Origin of the sequence: Anabaena sp. AL09 (assembly GCF_001672255.1) — a bacterium.
GTDB lineage: Bacteria > Cyanobacteriota > Cyanobacteriia > Cyanobacteriales > Nostocaceae > Dolichospermum > Dolichospermum lemmermannii.
Window position 1 is genome coordinate 25,475 of the sequence record NZ_LJOQ01000103.1, and the last position, 586, is coordinate 26,060.

Annotated in this window: 1 protein-coding gene; it reads left to right on the plus strand. The window is 44.7% G+C overall.

The features are described 5' to 3' along the window. Positions 1-195 precede the first annotated feature (195 nt). Positions 196-339 carry an anacyclamide/piricyclamide family prenylated cyclic peptide gene (locus AN490_RS21025; protein WP_213718311.1) on the plus strand — a complete coding sequence of 48 codons (144 nt, stop codon included), beginning with the start codon at positions 196-198 and terminating at the stop codon, positions 337-339. Positions 340-586 lie beyond the last annotated feature (247 nt).

The following is a 586-nucleotide window of genomic DNA, read 5'->3' on the forward strand; positions in this document are numbered from 1 at the left end:
GAAAAAAACTTGAGAATTTAAAGAGTTTAAAGCCTCTCTCCTTGTAGGAGAGAGGTTTGGAGAGAGGTTTTATATAAAGCTTCTGGTGAATCACAACTCGTTAAATTACCCTTCAACGCCAATTTAACGCCTTCACCAAACCAGTCTTCTTCATCAGGAAGAAGTAAAACGAACAAACAAAAAGGAAAACACACCATGACTAAGAAGAACATCCGCCCCCAACAAGTTGCTCCCGTAGAACGCGAAACTACCTCCACTGCCAAGGATCAAAGCGGTCAGGTTACAGCCCAATTTCGGGGAAATGAGTTTATTCCTTTTGCGGGCGACGACGCGGAGTAAGTCACCCCATTCTACCACTCACCTCAAAAAAGGTCAAAAGTCTGTTTCTACATCCCTTGGCGCACGGTTTGCCTCGATGAATTGACGGACAACCTCTGTCAGTTCGGGGGTTTATCACTGGCACGGGGGATAAGATACCTCTCCCTAACCCTCTCCTAAGAGGAGAGGGAACAGGAAAAAAACTTGAGAATTTAAAGAGTTTAAAGCCTCTCTCCTTGTAGGAGAGAGGTTTGGAGAGAGGTTTTAT